This is a genomic window from Lysinibacillus sp. OF-1, from assembly GCF_028356935.1.
Taxonomy (GTDB): domain Bacteria; phylum Bacillota; class Bacilli; order Bacillales_A; family Planococcaceae; genus Lysinibacillus; species Lysinibacillus fusiformis_D.
Map to the genome: position 1 here is coordinate 3459354 of NZ_CP102798.1, position 23564 is coordinate 3482917.

The window sequence follows — 23564 nt, forward strand, 5'->3', positions numbered from 1 at the left end:
ATTTGAAACCCCCATTTCAAATCTCAAGACGTCTATAATATAAGCGGTGGTGTCACCAACAGCATCCCTTCAATCACAAGCTCCTTTTGCTCATTATATGAGTGTACAGATACCGTAATCGTATTGTCGTATTTATTGACTGCCGTTACCTCTAAAAGCGTATCAAATAATTCATAATGATAGAGAGGACCTAAATATTTTAAATGTTGCTCAATAATTCGCGCACCTGGCCCCGGAATATACTTGGACACAGCTGATGTAATAATTCCATTTAACATAATTGTCGGCACAATTGGTTTTTGAAAAGGTGTCATCGCCGCATAATCATGTTGAATATAAAGCGGATTACTATCGTTTGTCAGCCCTAAATACAGCAATAAATCCCTATCCTCGATTTTTTCTGTTATATGGATCTTCTCGCCAACTGTAATTTCATCAATTGTGAGACCAAGTTTACTATTTTTTTGAAGCAAAGATACGCCAACCCCTTTTCTATCATACTACATTCATAGTATCAATTTTATGCTAAAAGTACAATGAAAAGCAGAAGGACCTTAAGCTTCCTAACACTTGAACATAAAAAACGAGCAGGAATTATCCTGCTCGTTTTCGAGTAAGCTCGAAAAAATCTGTTTAATAACGCTGATGCATTATTCATTTACACTAAAATTTTCATCACATTACGGACTGCATCTGCCGATTGGTCTAAAGCTGCCTTTTCTTTGTCCGTTAACTCAAGCTCAAAGATTTTTTCAATACCATTGGCTCCAAGTAAAGTAGGAACGCCTAAGTATAAATCATGGTAGCCATATTCACCTTCTAAATAAGCGATAGATGGCAAAATACGTTTCTGATCTTTAATAATGGCTTCAGCCATTTCAATCAGTGCCGCAGCTGGCGCATAATAGGCAGAACCATTGCCAAGTAAGTTGACAATTTCTGCTCCACCATTGCGTGTACGATCAACAATCTCTTCCAAACGTTCGGCAGAAATTAATGTTTCTAACGGAATGCCACCTGCAAATGAATAGCGTGTTAATGGCACCATTGTGTCACCATGACCACCCAATACAAAGCCAGTAATGTCTTTCACTGAAATATTGAGCTCTTGTGCTACAAATGCACAGAAACGAGCTGTATCAAGAACACCCGATTGACCGATAACACGATTTTTCGGGAAGCCAGTTTCTTTGTATACTGTATAAGTCATGGCATCAACTGGATTTGTCAGTACAAGGATTGTAGCATTTGGTGAATGCGTAGCAATTTCTTTTGAAACAGTTTTCATGACACCTTGATTGATTTGAACGAGATCATCACGACTCATACCTGGTTTACGCGCAACACCAGCAGTAATGATGACTACATCCGAATCAGCCGTATCTGCATAATTGGAAGTGCCTTGTACATAAGAATCAAACCCTTGTATTGGTGCTGCTTCCCACATATCTAGTGCCTTTCCCTTTGTTGGATTTTCTGCTTGTGGAATATCCACTAATACGACATCACCAAGTTCTTTCTGAGCTGCTAAAAATGCTGCCGTAGCGCCTGTAAAGCCGCCACCGATTACTGAGATTTTTTTACGTTTCAGAGACATTTTGAATACGCTCCTTTAAAATTAGGTTATATATTTTAAAAGAGGGAGGAGACATACATCTCACTCCCTCGTTTAAACAAGTTTATCGTAAATATTCAATTTAAATTTACTTTCACCCTAATTATATCGGCAGAATAAACTATCCGCTTTAGTGATAATTCCTATTTTAGAATAGAAAATTATAGGTTTTTGATTAACTCGTTCGCGAATTCTGAACATTTCACTTCTGTAGCGCCGTCCATTAAACGTGCGAAGTCATAAGTTACAACTTTAGAAGAAATTGTTTTCTCAACAGATTTAGTGATCATGTCAGCAGCTTCTTGCCATCCTAAGTGTTCAAGCATTAATACACCTGAAAGTAAAACTGATGATGGGTTTACTTTATCTTGGCCAGCATATTTTGGAGCTGTGCCGTGAGTAGCTTCGAAGATTGCATGTCCAGTTACATAGTTGATGTTCGCGCCTGGAGCGATACCGATACCACCAACTTGTGCAGCTAGAGCATCAGAAATATAGTCACCGTTTAAGTTCATTGTAGCTACTACATCGAACTCAGTTGGACGAGTTAAAATTTGTTGTAAGAAGATATCAGCGATAGAATCTTTCACTAAGATTTTACCAGCTGCTAAAGCGTCAGCTTGCGCTTTGTTTGCTGCTTCTTCACCTTGTTCAGCTTTGATTGCATCATATTGATTCCAAGTGAATGTTTGATCAGCAAATTCTTTTTCAGCTAATTCATAACCCCATTTTTTGAATCCACCTTCAGTGAATTTCATGATGTTACCTTTATGAACTAAAGTAACAGATGGGCGTTTATGTTTAATTGCATATTCGATAGCAGAACGTACTAAACGCTCAGTACCTTCTTTAGATACAGGTTTTACACCAATACCAGAAGTTTCTGGGAAACGGATTTGGTTTACACCAAATTCAGTTTGTAGGAAGTTGATGATTTTTTGAGCTTGTTCAGAGCCAGATTCGAATTCAATACCAGCATAGATGTCTTCTGTGTTTTCGCGGAAGATAACCATGTCAACGTCTTCTGGGCGTTTAACTGGAGAAGGCACTCCATCAAAGTGACGTACTGGACGTAAGCATACATATAAGTCAAGTTGTTGACGTAATGCTACGTTTAGAGAGCGGATACCACCACCGATTGGTGTAGTAAGAGGACCTTTGATTGCAATTAAGTATTCGTTAATTTTGTCTAAAGTTTCTTGTGGTAACCATTCACCAGTTTGGTTAAATGCTTTTTCACCAGCTAAAACTTCTAACCATTCGATTTTCTTTTCACCGTTATAAGCTTTTTCTACAGCTGCGTCGATTACGCGTGATGCTGCTGCCCAGATATCTGGACCAATTCCATCACCTTCGATGAAAGGAATTACTGGATTATTTGGTACATTAAGTACGCCATTTTCAACTACAATTTTGTTTGACATTCTGTTGCCTCCTAAATTCATAATCATAGGACTGTGTTAGTGATAACACAGTCCCAAACATTCTAGCATATTTTCCAAATTAGCGCTCGCTGATTGGAATATATTTTTGCATGCCTGGTCCAACATATTCAGCACGTGGACGGATTAGGCGGTTGTTTGCATATTGCTCAAGGATGTGTGCCACCCAACCTGAAGTACGAGATACTGCGAAAATTGGTGTGAACAGGTCATGATCAATACCTAAAGAATCATACACTGACGCAGAGAAGAAATCTACGTTTGCAGGTAATTTCTTTTGTTCCACGATCATGTCATGGATTTTAACTGACATCTCATATAGCTCTGGTTTACCAGTTAGCTCAGTTAATTTTTTAGACATTACACGTAAATGTGGTGCACGAGGGTCGCCTTTACGATATACGCGGTGACCGAAGCCCATGATTTTTTCTTTGTTGTCTAATTTATTTTGAATGTAAGATTCAACATTTTCAAGTGAGCCGATTTCAGATAACATTTTCATCACTTGCTCATTTGCTCCACCATGAAGTGGTCCTTTTAATGCACCGATTGCTGCTGTTACACCTGAATAAACGTCTGATAAAGTAGCTACACATACACGTGCTGTAAATGTAGATGCGTTTAATTCATGGTCAGCATGTAATACTAATGCTTTGTCAAATGCTTCAATTTCAATAGCTGCTGGCTCTTCGCCTTTTAGCATGTATAAGAAGTTTGCAGCATATCCTAATTCAGGTTTTGGCTCAACTGGCTCTAAACCTTTACGAACACGTGCAAATGCAGTTACTGCTGTAGCAATTTTAGCTTGTAGACGAATTGCTTTACGGTAGTTTGCTTCTGGATCCATAACATCCGCTTCTTCATCGAATACACCAAGTAAAGATACTGCAGTACGCAATGCAGCCATTGGATGTACAGTTGAAAGTGGGTATGTTTTGAATTGGTCGACAATCGCTTGCGGAATTGACATATTGTCTGCCAATTGTTGTTTTAATTCAGCTAGCTCGTCCTCTTTTGGTAAACGAGTATGCCATAACAAGTAAATTACCTCTTCGAATGACGCATTTTCTGCTAAATCATCAATGTTGTAACCAACATATGTAAGTGTGTCATCGATAATTGAACTGATTTTAGATTCCGCTGCTACGATACCTTCTAAACCTTTAGTTGCTGACATAAATTATCGCTCCCTCATATTTAAACTTTGTTATAAATGCGTTTTTTTTGTTGCATTTACGGTTTTTGCTCATATGAACCATTAAGTAAATCGCTTACATTGCTATTATAATCATTTTTGACAGCTTTGTGAATGAAAATCCTCCAAATAAAGAAAAAGACGTCCGAACGACTATATATTTGTTCCAAAGAGATTTTTTTGTATATTTTGACAATCGTATTATCAATTGATTTGAGGTGAATTTGTAAAAATGAGGAATTTAAAGTATTTTTCATATGAAAGAACTACAAGTGTTTTACTTTTTATTTTTTATTTAGTAATACTTTGGTTTGTATTACCTGTTTCACTTGCAATTTTTTTATCCTTTTCGACGTATCCTGTTATAAATTTCTTACATAAATATTGTAGGATTGCCTATTGGATCGCAGCAATTATTGTGGAAGTACTCATATTAACTTGTATTTTTCTTCTTGTCGTCATATCCATTAACAGTATCATTGTTATCTTTCCAGAAATTCGAGAGACATTACAAAATTTCCCGCTTTTTAGTGAATATGAATCCATGTTTGTACAAGTATTAAAAGAAAAGTCACTGTCCATATTTGATTCTATCATCATTTACACAGCAGATCTTTTCCAAGTATTAATGAAGCATGTTATCGAGGTGTTTATTTTTTTAGTCGCTTATTATTTCGCTTTATTAGAAACACGGAAATCACGCTATTGGTTTTTTCAATATGTCCCTAAGAAATATCGCCATGAGTGGCAATCTCATTTTGCAAAAATCATGCAACTCTTTCATTACTTCTTATTCGTGGAGTTTCAATTATTCACCATTACCCTACTAATTCTTTGTGCAGGGTTTATGATCCTCCAGTTTGAACAAGCCATCATTAAAGCTTTTATTGTAGCATTTGCAGATGTATTACCATTTTTCGGAATCGGTGTTTTTCTTGTACCAATGAGCATTTATTTTTATTTCAACGGCAACACCTTTTTATGTGTAGCCATTTTACTACTGTATTTATTTGTTCAATTAACAAGGCAGCTAGCTGATTCAATGCTTTGGTCCAATACGCTACAATTACGTACATTCCATACATTTTTTATCAGTGCTGCCTCTATTCTATTGTTTGGCTTTTATGGGATCTTGCTTAGCCCTATCTTTTTATTTTTAGCAGTAAAGCTAAAGGAAAACTCTATCTTTGAACGATAATGAATTGGCCTTTTTTCATTTTTTTACGCATCCAGTAATAGACAACTGGTTGGAACATTTTTCGAGAAAATGGCATGAGCAATAGTAGACCAATCAGATCTGTTAAAAATCCTGGTAATGCTAAAAGCAAACCACCACTAAACGTTAATAATGCATCCACTAAAGCAGCACCTGGTGCCTCTCCGCGTGCCAACGTATTTTTTACATTTTGGACAGAATTCATACCCTTATTCTTCATGACATAAATGCCAATAACGCTCGTTGCAATAATGAGCAATAAAGTACTTAAAACACCAATATTTTGTCCAATGACTATTAATAACGCCAATTCGGCTAAAGCGTAGACAACGAAACCAAGAAAAATTTTACGCATATTTTTCTCCTTTCTACATGAAAAGCTATACCTTTTATACGTTATTATAGCCCATTTAGTTTCATAAAAAAATGAATACCCTCATTCAAAGAGAATGTCTATTCCTTAGTATTGATAGAGAAAAGAAGTTACCACAAAATGTGTACAACCTTATTTAAAAGCTCTAGTACAAAAAATCGCACTAGAGCTTTTCGTTACTTGTTAAAGAACACTCGCATGTCCTTTGTAAATAACTCCTGTTTCAGCGTCCATTGTAATCTCTTGATCATGACGTATTAATGTTGTGGCTTCTTTTACGCCCACAATTACTGGAATACCAAGGCTTAGACCAACAACTGCTGCATGACTCGTTAGACCACCTTCTTCAGTAATCAGACCAATACAATTTTCTATAGCTGGCATCATATCTCGATCAGATCCAACTGTTACAAGGATGCATCCTTCTGTATCGTAAGCAAGTGCCTCAGCAGCATTTTTGGCAACGACTGTCTTCCCTACAACAGAGGCTTTGCCAATCCCTTGACCACGAGCTAGTAAATCTCCGATAATGTGTACTTTCATTAAGTTTGTTGTACCTGCTTCACCTACTGGCACACCTGCTGTAATGACAACAGCATCTCCGTGCGTAACGAAACCATGTTTCAAGCTTTCATCTACAGCTAGCTCTAAAATTTCATCTGTTGTTGTCACTCGTTGACAAACAATTGGATACACACCCCATACTAATGTTAAAGTATTGGCTGTATTTGGAGAGCCTGTCACTGCAACAATTTGCACACCTGGTCGATACTTGGCGATCATTCTTGCTGTATTACCACTTTCAGTTGGTGCTAATACGGCTTTTACCCCTAAATTGATAGATGTATATGCTACTGCTTGAGAGATAGCCTCCGTCATATTCGCTTCTTTTTCACGACTACGGGCAGAAACAATTTTTCGATAGTCTAAAGAATTTTCAGTATGCTGTGCAATTTTATTCATTGTTTGAACTGATTCTACTGGATAAAGACCCGCAGCAGTTTCACCTGATAGCATGATGGCATCTGTTCCATCGATGATTGCGTTCGCTACATCACTTGCTTCTGCACGTGTTGGACGTGGGTTACGCTGCATAGAATCTAACATTTGTGTTGCCGTAATAACTGGTTTACCTACTTGATTACATTTTAAAATCAATTTCTTTTGAACAAGTGGTACTTCTTCTGCTGGAATTTCAACACCAAGATCTCCACGAGCAACCATTAATCCATCAGATACTAGGATGATTTCGTCGATATTATCGACACCCTCTTGGTTCTCGATTTTCGGGATAATTTGAATATGACTACCACCATTTTGTTCAAGCAATTCACGGATTTCAAGCACATCCTTTGCACGACGAACAAATGAAGCAGCAATAAAGTCTACACCTTGCTCAATACCGAATAGAATATCTTGCGCGTCTTTTTCTGTGATCCCTGGTAGCTGTACAGAAACACCTGGTACATTTACACCTTTTTTATTTTTTAGGACGCCAGCATTTTCAACAATCGTATGAATTAAACCTTTTTCCAGATCAGTTGCTAATACGCGTAACTGAATAAGACCATCATCAAGTAAAATAATTGAGTTTTGCTCAACATCTTCAATTAAACGCTCATATGTGACAGAGAAGCTTGTCTCAGTACCTTCTACTTCAGTCATTGAAATATCAATCACTTGGCCTGCTGCTAAATGTAGCTCACCATTTTTCATATTATGTGTACGAATTTCAGGTCCTTTTGTATCAAGTAAAATTCCTACTGGTTTGTTTAACTTTTGTGCCACTTCACGAATTAATTGAATACGCCCTGCATGTTCTTCATGAGATCCGTGTGAAAAATTCAAGCGGGCTACATTCATACCTGCTTCCATTAATTTTTCTAAAGTTTCTGCCGACTCACTTGCAGGTCCGATTGTACATACGATTTTTGTTTTTCTCATTTTTGCCCACTCCGTTTTATAACAAATTATATTGATAGTTCTTTCATTAGTGTATAAAGGCTTACATCTGCCTCATGATTTTTTTCAAAAGCTTCTGGCATATCATAATCAATGACTTGGTGATTACGAATACCTACTGCTCGACCAGCCTTGCCTTCCATTAGCAATTCAACTGCATGTGCACCAAATTGACTTGCCAATACTCGATCTCGTGCGGTCGGTGAACCGCCTCGTTGAATATGACCTAGCACTGAAACGCGTGTTTCTTTTCCTGTTTTTTCATTTAACAACTTTGCCAGCTCACTGCCAGACATGACCCCTTCTGCTACAATAATAATGCTATGTTTTTTACCACGTGCAGCTCCACGGTCTAAGCGTGCTACAATATCATCTAAATTATAATCTTCCTCTGGAATTAACACTGTTTCAGCACCAGCAGCAAGGCCTGCCCACAAGGCGATATCACCTGCATCACGCCCCATGACCTCAACAATGAAAGAATTTTCATGAGATGTAGCTGTATCTCGGATTTTATCGATGGATTCTACGACTGTATTAAGAGCCGTATCAAAACCGATTGTATATTCCGTTCCTGGAATATCGTTGTCGATTGTTCCTGGCACCCCTACAACAGGGAAACCTTTTTTTACTAAATCCATTGCACCTCGATAAGACCCGTCACCACCAATGACAACAAGTCCTTCAATTCCAGCAGCTCTTAAATTGTCAATACCTTGTTGTTGGATAGCATCCTCTTTAAACTCTGGACATCTGGCCGAATTTAAATGCGTACCACCACGCTGAATAATACCACCAACTGCACCTAAATCAAGTTCTTCCATATATCCTTTTATTAAGCCTTCATAACCATGCTTAATTCCGACAACATCAATCCCATGAAACGCTGCCTTACGAACGACCGCTCGAATAGCCGCGTTCATTCCAGGCGCATCTCCACCACTAGTTAATACAGCAATTTTTTTCATTGTCGAACCTCCTGCAGTTACTATTATTATTCACATTAACATGAAAAAACAAACTATGTAAGGGCTCTGAGGATACAAAAACATAACTTTTACATAAAAAATGAAAAGAATGCGCTTTCACACACTCTTTCCATTCCAAAACATCCTAAATCTAACATTTCTTCAAGAAGTCTGGCGTTTATCATGCGCTATTATCTTCTTTAATTTTTATAGCCTTTTAATATGTTAAGATACAAATTTTGTCTCTTTACGAGCAAATTTATACGCTTAGATTTTTTATACACGATCAGATAAGAGCATTCATTTGTTATGAACAACTATGTTTACGCTTCTGTATATTGTCCTATTTTTTTGAATTTTTCATAACGATCTTCAATTAATTGTTCTCCATTTAGAGAATTTAATGTATGAAGTGTGTCGCTAATGCATTCTTTAATAGAAAGAGCCTGTTTTGCCACATTGCGATGGGCACCACCGATTATTTCAGGGATAATGCCATCTATTACACCAAGTTCTTTTAAATCTGGTGCTGTAATGCGCATAGCTTCTGCCGCTTGCTTAGCAAGGCTACCATCACGCCATAGAATTGAAGCTGCGCCTTCAGGAGAAATAACGGAATATGTTGAGTTCTCTAGCATAAAGACACGGTTTGCTACACCTAGTGCTAGTGCACCACCACTTCCTCCTTCACCAATGACGATACTAATAACAGGTACAGTTAAGCCTGCCATTTCAACAAGATTTCTAGCAATTGCTTCACTTTGTCCTCGTTCTTCAGCAGCTTTACCTGGGTAAGCACCTTTTGTATCAATAAAACAAATAATCGGTCGCTTAAATTTTTCAGCTTGCTTCATCAAACGTAGCGCTTTACGATAGCCCTCTGGATGCGGCATACCAAAATTACGGCGTATATTTTCTTTTGTCGATTTACCACGCTGATGACCAATAATCGTTACTGGCTGCCCTTCAAAAATGGCAATCCCACCTAGAATAGCTGCATCGTCACCAAACGTACGGTCACCATGCAGTTCAATAAAGTCTTCACACATCGCTTCAATATATTGTAAAGTTGTTGGTCTTTCTGGGTGTCTTGCTACCTGCACACGATCCCAAGGCTTCATATTGGCATAAATCGATTGCTCTAATTGCGATAAACGTGTTTCAAGCTTTTCGATTTCTCCTGACATATCTACATCTGCTTCAGCAGCAATTGTTTTTAATTCATCAATTTTCTCTCGTAATTGTACGACTGGTTCTTCAAATGCTAAATTTTTAGGCATGTTGGACGCCACCTTTCGTATGCATTTTTACAAGTAATGAAACTTGCTTACGTAAATCCTTGCGAGGGAAGATAGCATCAAGCTGACCATGCTCTAATAAAAATTCTGCTGTTTGGAAATCGCTTGGCAATTTTTCTCTTACTGTTTCTTCAATAACACGACGACCTGCAAAGCCAATTAATGCTTGTGGCTCGGCAATATTTATATCACCAACAGAAGCAAAGCTTGCGGAAACTCCACCCGTTGTTGGATGCGTTAAAATAGAAATGAACAATAAACCATGATCACTGTGACGCTTTAAAGCCACACTTGTTTTAGCCATCTGCATTAATGACAATACGCCCTCTTGCATACGAGCACCACCACTAGCAGTAAAGATGATAAATGGCACACCTAATGCTGTTGCCTTTTCTATTGCTCGCGTGATTTTTTCACCCACAACGGAGCCCATTGAACCCATGCGGAAATGAGAATCCATAATTGCTACGACGATTTCTTCGCCATCTAACGTTCCGACACCCGTTAGGACAGCCTCATTTAAACCTGTTTTCTCTTGGTCGGCTGAAATTTTTTCTACATAGGCTGGGAAATTAAGGGGATTACTTGTTTGTAAATGATCATCCATTGATTCGAATGAGCCTTCATCTAAAAAATAGTCCACACGCTCTTGTGCTGTCATTTTGAAATGGTGACTACATTTTGTACATACTTTATCGTTTTTTTCTAATTCCTTTGTCAGTTGAATGTGACGACATTCAGGACATTTCGTCATTAACCCTTCTGGAAATGTCTTTTCTTGTCCGTCCTCTTTCTTTTTTCGATTACCACTAAATAAGCTGCGTATTGCCATGTTCGACTCCCCCTTTGTTGTTAGCTAAATGCTTTGTACAGTACTCATCCACTGTTCATAAGCTTTCAATGCTTCTTTTTCGTACCCAAGCTGCATCGATTTTAACATCGTTTGAATGATTAATTTTTCATCTTCTGTTGAGTTTCGATTTAAACGGTCGCCATCATAAGCTGCTAATTGAAACCAGATTTTTAAAGAAAGACGATTCCCTGTCGTAATCAATAACTCTCGTAAAATATCTCGACAATTAACCGCTCCCTCTATTTCTAGTTTCACAAAAAAACTATCCCACACAGGTAGTGTGCGAAGAATCTCTGTACAACTTATTACGCGGATTGCTTCCATTTCATGAATTTGTCGCGTTAATGCGACATCTTTCTTCGATTTTTCATCTTCTAATATAAACATCGACAGTATTTCTACGAGCTGATGCTTATGTGTGGACGCAAGAAAAGTACCACCACCGTGTCTTGTTTCAATAAGCCCTAGCAATTCTAAGCTTCGCAAAGCCTCTCTCACAGAGGATCGCCCGACACCTAGACGCTCTGATAGAACTCGTTCGGAGGGTAGTTTTTCACCTGCTTGGATTTTTTCCATTTTAATGAGTTGACGTAGTTGTTGGACGATTTCTAAAAACACTTTTTTTTGTTCGGTTTTTTTATCCATACGACTAACTCCCCTTATCAAAAAAGTGGTCTGACCACTTTTTAACGTTGATTCTAGCTTACAAAAGAACCGTTCAAAAGTAAAGGAAAAACTGCATAAAATTTATGCAGTTTCTATATTCTTGTTTCATTTCATATCTTTTTTGTCGCTTGTGCATGTTTTACTTTGATTTGTAGCTTACCAAAACGCCTCTCCAACACACCATCAATTACTAGCATTTCATCCTCTAACAATAAATCTTGGACAAGTTGAAAAACTTGAGGGAATAATGTAATCGAAACAGCTCCATACTCATCCTGTAGCTGAACGAAGGCCATTTGCTCCCCTTTTTTTGTACGAATTTTTTTCACTTCTTCAATCATACCAATCATTTTTACATAACTACCGTCACGAAGTTGCTTTAACTCGCGACAAGTACTATTGACATCATGCCAGTGTAGTCTTTCTTGTGCTACTGGATGGGTAGAAATATAAAAACCTAAGCTTTCCTTCTCATGTACTAATTTTTCCTTTTGAGACATCTCTTCTGCCTGCATATATTTTGGCTTACCAAAACTAAGTGTCATAGCTGATGCCAGATCTATATCTTCAGTAGGTCTTAATAACTCCGCATGTTTTAAGGCTGCGTCTACTGTCATGAGAAGAACAGCCCTGTCCTTCTCAAGATAATCAAGCGCTCCAGCATAGATTAATGCTTCCATCACTTTGGCTTTAAAATGCTGTGCACTTAAGGCAACAGCAAAATCAAACATATTATTCAGTACTTCTGGACTTGTTTGACGTAGCGTATTCACTTTTTCTATCAGAGTATGGGGCACACCTTTGATGCCAGATAAGCTGTAGCGAATACCTTCATTTTCTACTGTAAAATACTTTGTACTGTTTTTTAAAGAAGGTGGATAAAATGGGATGCCTTTATCCTTTGCCTCATGGACAAGTTGTTGAATCTTATCGACATTACCTGTTGCATTAGATAATAACGCTGCATAAAAGCTTCGAGGGAAATGCGCCTTTAAATAGGCCATTTGATAAGAAATGACACTATAGGCAACCGCATGACTTTTAGGGAAACCATAATCCGCAAAACGCACAATCAGTTCATAGACTTCTTCCGCTACTTGCTGATCAAAGCCTTGCTGTAATGCCCCTTGAATAAATGCAGCACGTTGCTCCTCTAAAACTTGACGATCTTTTTTACTCACTGCACGGCGCAGTAAATCGGCTTGTCCCATTGTAAATCCTGCGAGAACTGAGGCAATTTTAATAATCTGCTCTTGATAGACAATTACACCAAATGTCTCTTGTAAAATAGGCTCTAACACTGGATGGGGCATCGTAACCATTTCTTTGCCAGCTTTTCTTCTTGCATAGACCGGAATAAAATCCATTGGACCAGGACGATAAAGTGCATTTATAGCTACAATATCTAAAAAGTTCGTAGGATGGATATCACGTAAAGCTTGTTTCATTCCGTCTGATTCTAATTGAAAAATCCCTAGCGTATCCCCTTTTTGTAAAAGTTGAAACGTCTTTTCATCATGCATAGGGATTCGTTCAAATTCTATCCAAGGTCCTCCCACTTTATAAATAGACCAACGTATTTGCTCTAAAATGGTGAGATTACGCAAGCCTAAAAAATCCATTTTGACGAGACCGCACGCTTCAATATCTCCCATCGGCCATTGCGTACTATAAATACCATCATGCCCTTCTTCAATTGGTACCGTATTCACTAATGGCGAAGGGGCGATGACAATACCAGCTGCATGTGTAGAGGAATTTCTAGGCAGACCTTCTAATTTTAGCGCTACCTCGAACCATCGCTGATGCTTTTCATTGTCTGCAAGCCAGTTTTGAAAGTCATGTGATTCTGCCATAGCTCTTTGCAATGTAATACCAGGCTTATTTGGAATCATCTTCGAAATTTTTTCTAATGTCTCTGCCTCAAAACCAAAAACCCTTGCAACATCCCTCGCAACTGCCTTTGCAGACAGTGTGCCAAATGTAATAATTTGCGCAACATTGGCTTTGCCATATTTTTGGGCAACATACTGAATCACTTGATGTCTTTTACTATCAACAAAATCAATATCAATATCAGGTAAAGTAATTCTTTCAGGGTTTAAAAAACGTTCAAATAATAAACCATAGGCAAGTGGATCTACTTGTGTAATGGCGAGGCTATATGCCACAAGGGAACCTGCGGACGAACCACGACCAGGTCCAGTCAAAATGCGATTTTCTTTCGCATAGTGCATAAAATCCGCGACAACTAAAAAATAGTCAGCAAAGCCCATGGAACAAATAATTTCAAGCTCATATTGTAGCCGTTCCCGATAGGCTGTAGGTATCGTCATTTGCTGAAATCTTTCTTCTAATCCTGTAAATGCTTCCTTCATCAGCAAGCTTTCAGCTGTTTCATCTACAGGTACAGGAAATTTAGGCATTTGCACAGACATTTCAGGTACAACAGCTTTACAGCTAGCAAGCATTTGTACACTTGCTTCAAGCCACTGTGGATGATCAGCAAACCAATTTTGCCATTCATCTGCTGTCGGTGCAAAATAGCCTTGCACATCGGCCGTTAGCATAGTGTTTCCTAGCTTATCACCTGTATCAATTGCTCTTGCTACTTCATAAGCAAAATGATCTTCTGGACGTAAAAAATAACAGCTTTGAGTGGCAACAAGCGGAATAGACTGTTCTTCGCACCAAATCACTATTTCTTCTTCATTCGCTGTTTTTACTCCATCTGGTCTAGCGATGCCCACATATAATTGCTGTTGAAATAGCTGAATTAAAGCAGTGACCGCAGTATGCCAATCCTCTAAATCTGCAAAATCATTTGTGGAAAGCAGAGCTATACAACCCGCTGCGTATCCCTCAAGCCACTTCCAAGGCAACACTTCGTCTTGTCTAATGGATATAGCACTACTAATCTTTAATAGCTGTTGATAGCCCTCCTGCGTTTGTGCATACAGAACAAGAGGGATGGTTTTCTCATGCCACTGTACGTTAACGGAAAGCCCAATGACAGCGTGGATACTTGCTTGCTGCAATGCTTTACAAAAAGGCAAAAGCCCGTACAATTTCGTATTAACGATTGCACAGGCCTGTGTCTTTTGCTCTTGTAAAAAAGGAATCAATTGCTCAAGCCGAATTGTGCTTTTCAATAAATCCGCGCTCGTATACATTTTCGTATATACATGTGTCAAATGAATCCCTTCCTTTTCTCTGTTAATGATACGCCTTACACATTTCTTGTAATCTTGAAATAACGTGGTCAGCTTCCTCCCATGAATAAGCTGTCGCACCAGATGCAAGCGGATGTCCTCCACCATTAAATTCTTTTGCTAATGTATTAATAACAGGTCCCTTCGAACGTAGACGTACTCGTATTTGATCTACTTCTTCAATGAAAACAACCCACGCGCATATCCCTTTGACACTGCCAAGGCATCCTACTAATAAAGAGGCCTCAGATGGCACTGTATTATATTCCGCTAACAATTCCTTTGTTAGCTTTACATAGGCAGCCCCATGCTCATCCATTGTAAAGTTTTGATAAATATAGCCTTGTAAATTAAGTAGCTTTTGCTCCATTTCATACATACCATCAAAAATTTGATTTCGATCAAAATCATATGTAATCAGCTCTGAAGCCACTTTAAATGTTTTCGCTGTCGTGCTTGGGAACTGGAATCTTCCTGTATCCCCTACAATTCCTGCAAATAATAAGCGTGCAGCAGCATCTGTAAGTTGCCAGCTAGCAACTGCCTTGCCTTCTTCATACAATTCATAAATCATTTCACTGCATGAGCTTGCTGTCGTATCTACCCATAATAAGTCACCATATGCATCGTCATTTGGGTGGTGATCAATTTTTATCACCATTTTTCCTTTTGTATAGCGTTGATCGTCAACCCGCTCTGTATTGGCTGTGTCTGTGACAATTACTAAAGCATTGTCGTACATATCATCTGCTATTTCATCAGGCTGTGCCATAAACGATAAGGAAGCGTCATGTTCACCAACAGCAAAGACCTTTTTCTCAGGGTAGTTGGCTAAAATAATCTCTTTTAAACCTTGCTGAGAACCATAAGCATCCGGATCTGGACGTACATGACGATGAATAATGATTGTTTCAAAGGCCTTAATTGTGTCGATGATTTGTCTTTTCACCTTAAATTCCTCCAAAATGATAGTAAGAACCGTTAGCATTTTTTTATAATTATCGTTACAATAATGTCTAGTTATGCTAGGAGGTTTACTATGCTCAATTTAATATTTGTATTTGCGATTATCATATCTTTTGTTTTTTACTTCTATTTTAAAACAAAACAATTCCGTTCTCCATTACCAATCGCCAAAAATTGGTATAAAAGTAAGGCGAATATCGGCTTAGGTTCCTTAATTTTATCCTTCGCTTTAAATCAAGCTTATTTATTCCCAGGCTTATTTACATTTATTATTGTAGCAATTCTTGTCGCACTAGGCATCTTAGTTGTTATAGAAAATATAAAAAAAGCACGCCATTATGGGCAATTTGTTGAGGAAGAATTCCGCATTAATCAATAATATATGTAACAAAGGGATGACCAAGCAATTGCGCTAGGCCATCCCTTTTTCAATACTTAACGTTCTAATAGTTGGAACATCATCATTGCCTTACCGACAAGCATTTGTTGATTATACACTTCGAAGTCCATTTTCACAAACTTACGACTCATGTCTAAAATGCGAGGCTTAACCGTAAGCGTACTTTCCATTTGAACCGGCTTAATAAAATAAATAGTCATATTCTCAGCCACTGCATCACCACGTTTACGGCGTTTTAAGGCAAATGAACCAACTTCAGCTAGTAAAGTTGTAAAAGCACCATATGAAATGGCCCCATATTGATTGGTCATTTGTGGTGTGACTTTAAACTCTACTATTAGTTCTTCATCACCCAGTACCTTCATTTCATTTTTCACTAAATCATCAATCGTTTCACCGTGCTGAGGCTGTCTTTGTGCTAATTGCAGCGCCTTAAGTACATCCTGACGACTAATAACACCTTGCAAAACATTGTCATCATCAACAATTGGTAAAAGATCAATTCCTTCCCAAATCATACGATGCCCAGCAGAAGCGACACTCATTTTCATGGAACCAGCAATCGGATTTTTTGTCATTACTTTTTCAACTAGCTCGTTCTCTTCACGACCAATAACGTCTTTTACGGTAATCATCCCGACTAATTTATTTTGATGTGTGACAACAGGAAATGCACCATGTGTTGTGCGTTCATTTAACTTATGAAAATGATGGATCGTTTCATCATTTTTTAAGGCAGCCGTGTCAGTCATTGGGACATAAATATCTTCAATAAATAAAATATCTTTTTTGATTAATTGGTCATAAATTGCTCGGTTAATCATTGTTGCTACTGTAAACGTATCATAGCTTGTTGAAATAATGGGTAAATCTAATGAATCCGCAAGTATTTTATTATCTTCCGTTGTATCAAAACCGCCAGTGATTAAAACAGCTGCACCCGCTCGAAGTGCATTTTCATGTGCCTTAATCCGGTTACCAACAATCAATAAGCTACCTGCATCTGTATAACGCATCATGTCTTCTAATTGCATTGCACCAATGACAAATTTCGTTAACGTTTTATGTAGACCCGATTTTCCACCTAAAACTTGGCCATCGACAATATTGACAATTTCTGCAAAAGTTAAGCGTTCAATATTTTCTTTCTTTTTTTTCTCAATGCGAATTGTTCCAACACGCTCAATCGAACTTACTAAGCGACGATTTTCCGCTTCCTTTATGGCACGATAAGCCGTCCCTTCACTCACTTGCATTTCTTTCGCTATTTGACGTACTGAAATTTTATCGCCCACGGGTAGTGATTCGATGTATTGTAAAATTTTCTCATGTTTTGTAGACAAAATATCACCTATTTCCTAAGCTTCTATTCTGCTCTTAGTGTACCATATTTTTTATAAAAATATTTAATATAAAGTGATCAAATTGTTTAACTTTCCCCATCATTTCAACTACTAGCGTGGTGTCAATTCATATAGTACAGCCCTATCAACGATTAGAAACAGTTTACTTTTTCGCCAGCTTTCAAAATTTGAACCTCTGTATTTTGCACTAAATCTGCAAAAATTTGTGGATCCTGCTCGATTGGTGGGAATGTATTGTAATGAATTGGTACGACAATTTTCGGCTTTAAGAATGAAACCGCGCAAGCTGCATCCTCTGGTCCCATTGTAAAATTATCCCCAATCGGTAAAAATGCAATATCAATAGGGTGTCGTTCGCCAATTAATTTCATATCACTAAATAGAGCTGTATCACCTGCATGATAAATCGTTAATCCCTCAACAAATAATAAAACCCCTGCCGGCATACCCATATAAATTATTTCATTATTTTCTGTTACATAAGATGAACCGTGAAAGGCTTGTGTAAACTTCACCTTACCAAAGTCAAACTCCTTAGCACCACCAATATGCATTGGATGTGCTTTTACACCTTGCCAAGAGATCCAATTAGCTAATTCATTTGGAGCAATGACTAACGCATCTTTTTTCTTCGCTAGCTCCACTGTGTCCCCAACATGATCATTATGTCCATGTGTAAGTACAATAATATCTGGTGCTTCTCCTGCCACCGTTAAGTCTGTTTGCCCATTGCCATTAATAAAAGGGTCAATTAAAATTGTTTTCCCGTTTGTTTGAATTTTGACAACTGAATGTCCATGATAACTAATTTCCATTTTAAAATCCTCCTCGAAAACCAAATTACAGTTCATCATTTTAATTCGCTACTCATGCGCTTTTTCCCTTTTTTTGATATGCTTGTACAGAGAATAATCGTAGTGTTCTCTAACAGCCTTATACCCTGTTAGCGCACAATTATTCAGTACTAGAAAAGGAACATCGACATTGCTTTATAGAGTCGACGCTTTTTTACGTAAAATTTCCCATGTACTAAAAGGAGGACATATTGATGTCAAAGGTCGAAGAAATCCAAAGTTATTTACAGCAACATCACATCGATGCAGCATTTGTAACAACACCTGACAATGTTTTTTACGTTTCAGGCTTTAAAAGTGATCCACATGAAAGATTACTAGGAGTCATGATTTTTAAAGATGCCGAGCCTTTTCTAATTTGTCCACAAATGGAGATTCCAGATGCGAAGGCAGCAGGTTGGTCTTATGAGGTAATCGGCCATCAGGATACTGAAAACTCAATGGACGTTCTTGCGCAAGCAATCATTTCACGCCAAGTTAATCCGACTACGTTTGCTATTGAAAAAGCGCAACTAATCGTCGAGCGTTTAGAAGCTTTACAGCAATCATTCCCACAGGCTAACTTTGTTCGCCTTGATGAAAAGATTAATGCTATGCGCGTCATCAAAGATGGGACTGAATTAGAAAAATTACGTAAAGCTGCGGAGCTAGCAGACTATGCAATTGAAATCGGTTGTAAGGAGATCGCTGAAGGGAAAACAGAAATGGAAATTCTAAAAGCGATTGAAAGTGCTATTCAAGATAAAGGTTGCAAAATGTCCTTTGAAACAATGGTATTAAGTGGTCCAAAAACGGCCTCTCCTCACGGCAAGCCAGGTGCACGTAAAATTGAAAAAGGGGATATGGTATTATTTGACCTTGGGGTTATTTACGATGGCTATTGCTCAGATATTACGCGTACTGTTGCCTTTGGGGAGCCTAGTGAAGCACAGAAGGAAATTTATCACGCTGTTTTAGCTGCCAATACAAATGCTGTCGCAGCTGTAAAACCAGGTATTCGTGCGATGGACTTAGATAAAATTGCACGTGATACTATCACAGAAGCTGGCTATGGTGAATATTTCACTCACCGTCTTGGTCATGGCCTTGGAATTTCTGTGCATGAATTCCCATCCGTTACAGGTGCAAATGAAATGACGATGGAAGAAGGCATGGTCTTTACAATTGAGCCAGGGATTTATAAATCAGATGTGACAGGCGTACGCATTGAGGATGATGTAGTTGTAACGAAAGATGGCGTTGAAGTATTAACAAAATTCCCGAAAGATTTAATTGTTCTATAATTACACACAAAAAAAGGAAGCAACTAGTGTAGTGCTTCCTTTTTTGATTTATTGAATTAACTCATCCACTTCGACAAATGGAAGACCTTGTGAATCTGCCACTGCTTTATAGACTAGTTGTCCATCTAATGTATTCACACCTTTTTTCAGTGCCGCATTATCTAGGCAAGCTTGTTTATAGCCTTTGTTTGCAATTTGAAGTGCATATGGAATTGTATTATTTGTTAAAGCAATTGTTGATGTGCGCGGTACTGCTCCTGGCATATTTGCTACTGCATAATGTACTACGCCATGTTTCACGTATGTTGGGTCATCATGAGTTGTCACACGATCAGACGAAGCAAAAATACCGCCTTGGTCAATCGCAATATCGACTACAACAGAGCCAGCTTGCATTGACTGAATCATTTCTTCAGATACAAGTTTCGGTGCTTTTGCGCCTGGTATTAACACCGCACCAATGACTAAATCTGAATCTTTCACTGATTCTGCAATATTATAAGGATTTGAAATTAATGTTTGAACATCACGACCAAACAGATCTTCTAATTGACGTAAACGTTCTGGGCTTAAATCGATTACTGTCACATCCGCACCCATGCCAACAGCGATTTTTGCAGCATTTGTTCCTGCGATACCACCACCGATTATTGTCACCTTGCCACGCTGCACACCTGAAACGCCACCTAATAAAATACCTTTACCAGCATGGTTTCTTTCTAAGAACTGTGCACCGATTTGCGTAGCCATTTTACCAGCTACTTCACTCATAGGCGTTAACAATGGTAATGAACCGTTTGCTAATTGCACTGTTTCGTAGGCAATACCTACAACCTTTTTATTTAAAAGTGCCTGAGTTAGTTCAACCTCTGGCGCTAAGTGTAAATACGTAAATAAAATTTGACCTTCATAGAAATAATCATATTCAGAAGCTACAGGTTCTTTTACCTTCATGATCATTTCTTGTGACCATGCTTCTTTAGCAGTTTGAACAATATGAGCTCCTGCTGCAATGTAATCAGCATCCGTAAAGCTTGACCCTAAGCCTGCTCCAGTTTCAATGTATACCTCATGACCTGCGTGTGTTAAAGTTACAACTCCTGCTGGTGTCATGGCTACACGATTCTCATTGTTTTTAATTTCCTTTGGAATACCAATCTTCATTGTTTCCTATCCCCTTCCATAGCATAAAAAATAAGCATCATTATTATGTAACTAAGAATTGATGCACCCCTTGCCATTCCATATTACCAAACAAATGCAAAAAAAGCTTTAACTAAAGCAAATACAAATAAAATTTCTAACATTTATAAAATACTAAATATTTAAACGATGAATAATGGTATAAATTATTATATTTGAAAACTAAAAAGACGGCTATAACAGTTGCTAACGAAGTAAATACTTCCACAAGTTCTACCGATCAAAAGGCGTTTACACGCTGTAAATAGTGGGAATTAAGTAAGTGTATATAATTGACATTTTGAAATGAAATGTCTTCACTTTTTCATATTTTTCTTTCGGAAAGTATTTCCTTTAGAAAATCATTTGGTATAATCAACATATACAAATCAGGGAGGTTTTTCAAAATGGCTAATCATTATAAAAGCATTGTTGTTGCAGTAGACGGCTCAAAAGAAGCTGAATATGCATTTCGTAAGTCAATTGATGTTGCAAAACGAAACGAAGGTGCTGTCTTAAATCTAGTAAATGTTATTGATACACGTTCATTCGCTGCAATCGAAGCATATGACCGTTCCATTGCAGAACGTGCTCAAGCATTCTCTGAAGAGCTATTAAATGGTTACAAAAAACAAGCTGAAGATGAAGGCTTAACAAACGTTAATCTTATCATTGAGTACGGCTCTCCTAAAAATATCATTACAAAAGAGCTTTCTAAAGTCGTAGACGCAGATCTAATCATTTGTGGTGCAACTGGTCTAAATGCAGTTGAACGCTTCCTAATCGGTTCAGTATCTGAAGCAATTGTACGTTCAGCTAAATGTGACGTACTTGTTATCCGTACACCAGAAAACTAATTCGCAATACATAAAAAGGTATCCTTCCATAGGATACCTTTTTACATTGTGTTGAAAAACAAAACGATCACTAGAATTTCTATGAAGGGTGAAAAAGGCTTTTCATTCTAAAGGACGCTGGTCCAACAGAAATCACCCTCACCTTACCAAAAGGTCTTTTTCTGCTAGTAGTAACATCATCTTTTTACTTATGTCGGCTTCCAGAGCAATTATTTGCCCTCTTTCCACATCCTCACTTTTTCAAAGAACAGCGCAAGAGCTTGCTTATTCTGCATATTCGGTACTTTTGCTAATAGTACTTCTTTAGGTGCTTTCAATTCCTTTGCTTGCTTTTGCAAAATCACAATACTTTTTTCTAATGCCTTATTGGCAAACATAGCCTCAGGTAATTGAATAATGGCTTGAATCCAAGCATGCTTTTGAATGTACTTGTGTAGTTGCTTAGACTGCTCGGAGTCAAAAAGATGTGATGGTGCAAGGAAAAATAAATAGCCGCCATCCTTTGTATAATTCATCGATTGCTCAATGAATAGATGATGAGCATAACTCATCCCCTCTGCTGCGCATAATTCATAATCGAGTGCTACTTCTTCATTAGGATAATAGCCTACAGGTAAATCACAAACAACGGCATCCACTGGGTTTACCAATAAATCTTCTAAGGCATCTTGACGGTATAAGGAAATAGGCTGTTCTGTTAAATCAGCAGTAGCAGCAGCAAGACGAATTAATAGCTCGTCAACCTCTACGCCTGTCGCTTCCACTTTTCCATCTAATAAATTCATGACTGTTAGTAGTAAATTCCCCGTACCTACGGCTGGGTCCATAATTGACATTTTTTCGTTTGCAAGGCGCTCTTCAAATATTTGCTCCACAAAATAGCCAACTAGTAACCCTAACGTATCAGGTGTCATTTGATGGTTTGGCTGCGACCCTTTGCGCATTCCTTTTAAAATAGCGATTTGAATAGCTTTGCGAATATCCTCTTTTGTTGCATCCTTTTGTGAAAAATTCACTTCGCCATCAAGCCATGCCTCGAGACCATCTAGCAACCCTTCTAACAATGTTAAATCTTGTTCTTTTTCGATCTTTTCAGCATGCTCATTTAGCAGACCAAATAATTTCTCGATGTTTTCCATATTTAAACTTCCTTTCACGCAGAAAAGAGCCGTGACAAACTCTCGTCACAGCCCCTTTGTCTAGTATTATCTTAGCCTAAAAGCAGCTCATTATGCTAGTGCTTTAACAGCTGCAATGGCCGCTTCATAGTTTGGATGATCTGTAGCTTCAGGTACATATTCAACATATGTTACTTTATTATTTGCATCCACAACGAATACTGCACGTGTCAGAAGACGTAATTCTTGAATGTACACGCCATACGCTTCACCAAATGAAAGATCGCGGTGATCTGATACAGTTTGCACTGCATCAATACCTGCTGCACCACACCAACGCTTTTGAGCGAATGGAAGATCGACAGATACTGTATAAATAACTACATTGTCACCCAGGTTAGCTGCTTCTTCATTAAAACGGCGTGTTTGTGCATCACATACACCAGTATCTAATGATGGTACAACACTGAATAGACGAATTTTGCCTTCTGAATCATTTAATGTTACAGGTGATAGGTCATTCGCTAATACCGTAAAATCTGGAGCTTGATCGCCCACCTTTACTTCATTTCCTACTAGTGTTACTGGACCATTTTTAAATGTTACTTGTGCCATATAAACGCCTCCTTATTTCATATGTACATAATATTACTAAATGAAGGGAATTAATTGCAACTAAGATAGCTTACTTTAGAAGAACTAGCTTAGAAATAGGAAAGACTGTCTCGAATTAGGAGACA

The 23564-nt window shown here is 38.1% G+C and carries 21 protein-coding genes; 4 read left to right on the forward strand and 17 right to left on the reverse strand.

The window, feature by feature from the left end; all coding sequences use genetic code 11:
* Positions 1 to 32: 32 nt before the first annotated feature.
* From NV349_RS16915 to citZ, 4 genes are all read right to left on the reverse strand, one after another.
* Positions 33 to 473, reverse strand: coding sequence for a MaoC/PaaZ C-terminal domain-containing protein (locus tag NV349_RS16915; RefSeq protein WP_036118931.1), 441 nt, complete (start codon positions 471 to 473; stop codon positions 33 to 35).
* A gap of 185 nt (positions 474 to 658) precedes the next feature.
* Positions 659 to 1597, reverse strand: a complete 939-nt coding sequence (mdh, locus tag NV349_RS16920) for a malate dehydrogenase (protein ID WP_036118928.1) — start codon at positions 1595 to 1597, stop codon at positions 659 to 661.
* 179 nt (positions 1598 to 1776) lie between these two features.
* Entirely contained in the window at positions 1777 to 3039 is a 1263-nt protein-coding gene (gene icd, locus NV349_RS16925; RefSeq protein WP_036118927.1) for an NADP-dependent isocitrate dehydrogenase, read from the reverse strand.
* A gap of 79 nt (positions 3040 to 3118) precedes the next feature.
* Positions 3119 to 4234, reverse strand: coding sequence for a citrate synthase (gene citZ, locus NV349_RS16930; protein WP_036118926.1), 1116 nt, complete (start codon positions 4232 to 4234; stop codon positions 3119 to 3121).
* Between the two features lie 250 nt (positions 4235 to 4484).
* On the opposite strand from citZ, the gene NV349_RS16935 reads away from it, so the two are divergent.
* A complete protein-coding gene (locus NV349_RS16935) occupies positions 4485 to 5450 on the forward strand; it encodes an AI-2E family transporter (RefSeq protein WP_082673687.1) in 966 nt (321 codons plus the stop codon).
* On the opposite strand, the gene NV349_RS16940 is transcribed toward NV349_RS16935, so the two are convergent.
* From NV349_RS16940 to NV349_RS16975, 8 genes are all read right to left on the reverse strand, one after another.
* Complete coding sequence (locus NV349_RS16940) at positions 5434 to 5823, reverse strand: FxsA family protein (protein WP_051891590.1); 390 nt, start codon at positions 5821 to 5823, stop codon at positions 5434 to 5436. The genes NV349_RS16935 and NV349_RS16940 overlap by 17 nt on opposite strands.
* A gap of 201 nt (positions 5824 to 6024) precedes the next feature.
* On the reverse strand, positions 6025 to 7785 hold the full coding sequence (pyk, locus tag NV349_RS16945; RefSeq protein ID WP_271910704.1) for a pyruvate kinase: 1761 nt from the start codon (positions 7783 to 7785) through the stop codon (positions 6025 to 6027).
* Positions 7786 to 7811: 26 nt separating this feature from the next.
* Positions 7812 to 8771, reverse strand: a complete 960-nt coding sequence (gene pfkA, locus NV349_RS16950; protein WP_036118919.1) for a 6-phosphofructokinase — start codon at positions 8769 to 8771, stop codon at positions 7812 to 7814.
* A 323-nt stretch (positions 8772 to 9094) separates the two neighbouring features.
* Positions 9095 to 10051: an acetyl-CoA carboxylase carboxyltransferase subunit alpha gene (locus NV349_RS16955; RefSeq protein ID WP_036118918.1), complete on the reverse strand. Its 957-nt coding sequence runs from the start codon at positions 10049 to 10051 to the stop codon at positions 9095 to 9097.
* Positions 10044 to 10901, reverse strand: coding sequence for an acetyl-CoA carboxylase, carboxyltransferase subunit beta (gene accD, locus NV349_RS16960; RefSeq protein ID WP_036118916.1), 858 nt, complete (start codon positions 10899 to 10901; stop codon positions 10044 to 10046). Before accD ends, NV349_RS16955 begins: the two co-directional genes overlap by 8 nt.
* A gap of 24 nt (positions 10902 to 10925) precedes the next feature.
* On the reverse strand, positions 10926 to 11567 hold the full coding sequence (locus NV349_RS16965; protein WP_036118914.1) for a FadR/GntR family transcriptional regulator: 642 nt from the start codon (positions 11565 to 11567) through the stop codon (positions 10926 to 10928).
* A gap of 131 nt (positions 11568 to 11698) precedes the next feature.
* Positions 11699 to 14782 carry a DNA polymerase III subunit alpha gene (gene dnaE / locus NV349_RS16970; RefSeq protein WP_271910705.1) on the reverse strand — a complete coding sequence of 1028 codons (3084 nt, stop codon included), beginning with the start codon at positions 14780 to 14782 and terminating at the stop codon, positions 11699 to 11701.
* Between the two features lie 22 nt (positions 14783 to 14804).
* Complete coding sequence (locus tag NV349_RS16975; RefSeq protein ID WP_036118911.1) at positions 14805 to 15749, reverse strand: DHH family phosphoesterase; 945 nt, start codon at positions 15747 to 15749, stop codon at positions 14805 to 14807.
* A 90-nt stretch (positions 15750 to 15839) separates the two neighbouring features.
* Here NV349_RS16975 and NV349_RS16980 point away from each other — a divergent pair, with 90 nt between their 5' ends.
* Positions 15840 to 16145 carry a YtpI family protein gene (locus NV349_RS16980; RefSeq protein ID WP_036118909.1) on the forward strand — a complete coding sequence of 102 codons (306 nt, stop codon included), beginning with the start codon at positions 15840 to 15842 and terminating at the stop codon, positions 16143 to 16145.
* Positions 16146 to 16201: 56 nt separating this feature from the next.
* On the opposite strand, the gene NV349_RS16985 is transcribed toward NV349_RS16980, so the two are convergent.
* Both NV349_RS16985 and NV349_RS16990 read right to left on the reverse strand, forming a co-directional pair.
* Positions 16202 to 17509: a DRTGG domain-containing protein gene (locus tag NV349_RS16985; RefSeq protein ID WP_036118907.1), complete on the reverse strand. Its 1308-nt coding sequence runs from the start codon at positions 17507 to 17509 to the stop codon at positions 16202 to 16204.
* Positions 17510 to 17661: 152 nt separating this feature from the next.
* Positions 17662 to 18345 (reverse strand): metal-dependent hydrolase, encoded by a 684-nt coding sequence (locus NV349_RS16990; protein WP_089934174.1) that lies wholly within the window; start codon positions 18343 to 18345, stop codon positions 17662 to 17664.
* 233 nt (positions 18346 to 18578) lie between these two features.
* On the opposite strand from NV349_RS16990, the gene NV349_RS16995 reads away from it, so the two are divergent.
* Positions 18579 to 19667 carry a M24 family metallopeptidase gene (locus tag NV349_RS16995; protein WP_271910706.1) on the forward strand — a complete coding sequence of 363 codons (1089 nt, stop codon included), beginning with the start codon at positions 18579 to 18581 and terminating at the stop codon, positions 19665 to 19667.
* 48 nt (positions 19668 to 19715) lie between these two features.
* Here the strand turns inward: NV349_RS16995 and ald are convergent, their stop codons facing one another.
* Positions 19716 to 20831 (reverse strand): alanine dehydrogenase, encoded by a 1116-nt coding sequence (gene ald / locus NV349_RS17000; RefSeq protein WP_036118902.1) that lies wholly within the window; start codon positions 20829 to 20831, stop codon positions 19716 to 19718.
* Between the two features lie 425 nt (positions 20832 to 21256).
* Here ald and NV349_RS17005 point away from each other — a divergent pair, with 425 nt between their 5' ends.
* Positions 21257 to 21706 carry a universal stress protein gene (locus tag NV349_RS17005; RefSeq protein ID WP_036118901.1) on the forward strand — a complete coding sequence of 150 codons (450 nt, stop codon included), beginning with the start codon at positions 21257 to 21259 and terminating at the stop codon, positions 21704 to 21706.
* A gap of 209 nt (positions 21707 to 21915) precedes the next feature.
* On the opposite strand, the gene NV349_RS17010 is transcribed toward NV349_RS17005, so the two are convergent.
* Complete coding sequence (locus tag NV349_RS17010; RefSeq protein ID WP_271910709.1) at positions 21916 to 22845, reverse strand: class I SAM-dependent methyltransferase; 930 nt, start codon at positions 22843 to 22845, stop codon at positions 21916 to 21918.
* Positions 22846 to 22935: 90 nt separating this feature from the next.
* On the reverse strand, positions 22936 to 23439 hold the full coding sequence (tpx, locus tag NV349_RS17015; RefSeq protein WP_004226187.1) for a thiol peroxidase: 504 nt from the start codon (positions 23437 to 23439) through the stop codon (positions 22936 to 22938).
* Positions 23440 to 23564: the final 125 nt, after the last annotated feature.